Genomic DNA, 3,799 nt, shown 5'->3' on the forward strand with positions numbered 1-3,799 from the left:
AAGGAGCCGCTCTCGGTGGCGTCCTCGTGGCGCAGCACGGCCTGTCCGAGGGCGTGGCCGGCGGGCGTCGTCAGGTCGAAACGGCCGCTCCACAGCCCGCGCGAGGCGTTGGCCTCGCCGCTCATGCGGACCGGGTGGAACCGCAATGGCGCGACGGTGTCGATCACCTGGACGGTCTGGATGCCCGCCCGCAGCGTCAGGGCCTCGCCCCGGCCGCCCACGTCCAGGCTGCCGGCCCCGCCGGTGAACCGCGTCTCAAGGAAGGGCGCCGCGGCCGAGCCGTCTCGGATCGCCCCTCGAACCCGCCAGGCGCCATCGTCCATCGTGAGCAGCGGCGCTGCGGTGGCGCAGAACTGACCGCTGACGTCGTGCACGTCGTTTTCGCCCAGCTCCAGCCGCTCGGCGCGGACCGGCCTGCAGCCGCGGGAAGTCACGCTGATCGCCCCATCCCGGGCCCGAAGCGCGCCGGTCAGCTGCAGCTCGGCTCCTCGGAACAGCAGGAAGTCGCCATCGATGCGGCCCCGACCTTGGGCGACGAAACCGGCCGCGCCGGCCGTGTAGCGGTCTACCGCGAACTCGGCCTGCGGCAGGCCCCCGCCGCTGGCCCGAAGCACGAAGGCGCCGGCGCCGTCGTCGTAGACCGGTCGGCCGGCCCTTGGGGTCAAAGCGAGCTGACCGCCGCCGGCCCCGACCAGCCTCGCCGGCGCGCCCAACGCGACCACGAGGCCCCCTCCGGTCTGGTCGAGGCTGACGGCGGGCGCCCGCAGATCGAACCCGCCCAGGGTGCGCTTGAGCGCGGCGATGCCCGGATCGTCGGCCGCCTCGATGCGCCCGAGGCCCGTCCAGGCGCCGCGCGCCGAGGCCGACCCGGTGAGATGCAGCCGCGCCGCCTGCTCGACCCCGCCCGCAGCCGAGCCGCGGAAGTTCGCCGCCACGTCGCGCAGCCGCAGGTCGCCCTGCACCAGCTCGCCGACGCTGGCGGATAGCCGCCCCTGGCCGTTCAGCCGATCCGGTCCGGTGCGGGTCCAGATCAAGGTGGGCGCTTCGCCTTCGATCGAAATGCGCTGCACGGACGCGCCGGCGGCGGATCCGGTCTCCGCATGCGCCTCGAAGGTCCCCCGTCCGCCGATCGACAGGTCGTCCAGCCAGCCGGCCGAACGGCCGTTGAAGCGGGCGGTGAACTCGCCGCCCCCGGTCCGCGCGCCGGCCCACTCGAACTGCCGCGACCCGCCCGTAAGAGTCAGCGACAAAGCCCCGTCGCCACGGCGTTTTTCCAGGTCGGGATAAGGTCCCTCGCCGTTCAGCCGCAGGAAACTCTCCTCGGCGGCCAGACCCTTCCCTTTGACCTCTCCGAGGATGGCGCCGACGGAGAAGGCGACGCGGTCGCCGGTCGTCTTCAGGCTGATCTCGCCGCCGCGCACCGCCAGGTCGACGCCGGCCGCCTTGGCCGCCACGGGCGCCAGGCGCGCCTCCAGGCTCCTCAGCTTGTTGTCCTCGATGCGTGCATCGCCGCGCAACCGGGCCAGGCCATATTCGGTGTCGAGCCCGACCAGCCCATCCTCGACGAGGATCAACGGCCGGCGGGCGTCGGGGCGCGGCGGGCGCTTGCTGAATTCCTCGATGAGCGGGTCCAGGGCTCCAAAGCTGAGCTTGCCGTCCCGCCAGGAGCCGCGAACGATCGGCCGGACCAGCCGCACCCGCCGCACCTCGACAAAGGGGTCGCCGGACCAGAGGCCCAGAAGGCCGTATTCGATCTCCGCCCGCTCGACGGTGAACTCCGGATCGCCCGGCGTGCCCACCCTGATCCGCGCCACCGCGCCGGTCGGGCCGAACTTCTCGATCTCGATCTGGGAGGCGACGCCCCGCTCCTCCAGCCAGTCGGACAGGGCGTTCCGCGCCAGGTCCCTCCGGGCCAGGTAGGCGATGGCGAGCATCAGCACGAGGAGCGCCAGCACCGCCGCAACTGCCAGCCACAACAGCCCGATCCGGCGCGGCTTTCGCGGCGCCGGGCGAGGCTCGGGCATGTCGGCTTCAGCAGGACTCAAGGCGCAGCTTCAAACTTGTGGTGAGGTGATAGCGCAATTTGGGCCAAGGCAGGGCCTGGCCGCACCAAAATGAGCAGGAAACCGGTGGCGACGCACTCTTAGGCCCTGGCGCGGCCCCCGTCCGCCTAGGGCACGTCCTCCAGCACCTGCGAGAGCGGGCTGGAGACCTCCTCGAGCGAGCGGCCTTCGGCGGCCACGCCGAGCCACAGCTCCACGACGGCCGCCAGCAGCATCAGCCCGCCGCCGATCAGATAGCCGATCAGGATCTGTGAGCGCTCGCCGGTGTCGATCAGGAAGCCGAACAGCCACGGGCCGGCCACCCCGCCCAGCAGGGTGCCGAAGGCGTAGAACAGCGAGATGGTGATGGCCCGGGTCTCCAGCGGGAACAACTCGCCCACCGTCAGATAGGCGGCGCTGGCCGCCGCCGAGGCGAAGAAGAAGATCACCGTCCAGGCCGCCGTCTGCGCCACCGCCGTCAGCAGCCCCTCGCTGAACAACCAGCCGGTGACGCACAGCAGCACCCCGGCCAGCGCGTAGGTGGCGCTGATCATCTTGCGCCGGCCGATGGTGTCGAACAGCCGCCCCAGCAGCAGCGGGCCCAGGAAGTTGCCCGCCGCGAAGGGCAGCATGAACCAGCCAATGCTGGAGGCCGGGATGTCATAAAAGTCAGTGAGGATAAGCGCGTAGGTGAAAAATATCGCGTTGTAGCAAAAGGCCTGGGTGGCCATCAGCACGACGCCCAGGAAGGTCCGCTCCGGGTGGCGGCGGAAGAGGGTGTGGAAGATCTGGCTCCACGGCGTGTGGCCGCGCCGGTGCAGGCGGATCGGCGGCAGGTGTTCGACCGGCTCCAGCGGGCCGTGCCGCCGCGCCACCGACTCCTCGATCCCGGTGACGATCTCTTCGGCGATCTCGTGGCGCCCGTGGGTCATCAGCCAGCGCGGGCTCTCGGGGATGAACCGGCGCACCCAGATGATGATCAGCGCCAGCAGGCCCCCGACCACGAAGGCCAGCCGCCACCCAAGCGCGGGATCGATGACATTGGGGTCCAGGACAACCACGGAGCTGAGGGCGCCGAGCGCCGCGCCTACCCAGAAGCTGCCGTTGATGGCCAGCGCCACCTGCCCCCGGCGCCTGGCCGGGATCAGCTCGTCGATGGCCGAGTTCACCGCCCCGTATTCCCCGCCGATCCCCGCGCCGGTGAGAAACCGGAACACCAGGAAGGAGTAGAAGTCCCAGGAGAAGCCGGTGAGGATGGTGGCGACCAGGTAGACGCCGACGGTGATGGTGAAGAGCTTTCGCCGGCCGAAGCGGTCGGTGAGCCGGCCGAACACCACGGCCCCCAGCACCGCGCCGGCGATGTAGGCGCTGCCGGCCAGGCCGATCTGCTGGGCGGTGAGGCCGAGGCCGCTCTCGGCGCGAATGGCGGGCGACAGCGAGCCCACCAGGGTCACTTCGAGGCCGTCCAGGATCCAGGTGACGCCGAGCGCGAAGACGACCAGCCAATGGAACCGGCTCCACGGCAGCCGGTCCAGGCGCGCAGGCACGCGTGTCTCGAAGATCGTCTCGGACATGAAGGCTTCCCGGCGCTGAATCCCCTGCTTTGGTTGTGAACGCACCAGCTCGAAGCTTGGCTGCACGGGGCCCTTGGGCCTGGGCGCCAGGCGCCCTATGGAGCCGGGATGCCCGACCCGGAGATCGTTGTCGACGCCCGCGGCCACCGTTGCCCGGTACCGACGCTTCGGCTGCGCCGCAGC

Annotated in this window: 1 protein-coding gene and 1 pseudogene; both read right to left on the reverse strand. The window is 71.2% G+C overall.

What is annotated here, in order from left to right; all coding sequences use genetic code 11:
* Positions 1-2,024 (reverse strand): annotated as a pseudogene (locus VHK87_RS13025) (hypothetical protein); the annotation flags it as partial.
* Positions 2,025-2,170: 146 nt separating this feature from the next.
* A complete protein-coding gene (locus VHK87_RS13030) occupies positions 2,171-3,616 on the reverse strand; it encodes an MFS transporter (RefSeq protein WP_329635327.1) in 1,446 nt (481 codons plus the stop codon).
* Between the last annotated feature and the right edge of the window lie 183 nt (positions 3,617-3,799).

The organism is Phenylobacterium sp. (assembly GCF_036263695.1).
GTDB lineage: Bacteria > Pseudomonadota > Alphaproteobacteria > Caulobacterales > Caulobacteraceae > Phenylobacterium.

What these genes read in the sequence shown, in the direction of transcription:
- VHK87_RS13030 (WP_329635327.1), bottom strand. Translation starts at nt 3,616, where the DNA reads ATGTCCGAGACGATCTTCGAGACACGCGTGCCTGCGCGCCTGGACCGG.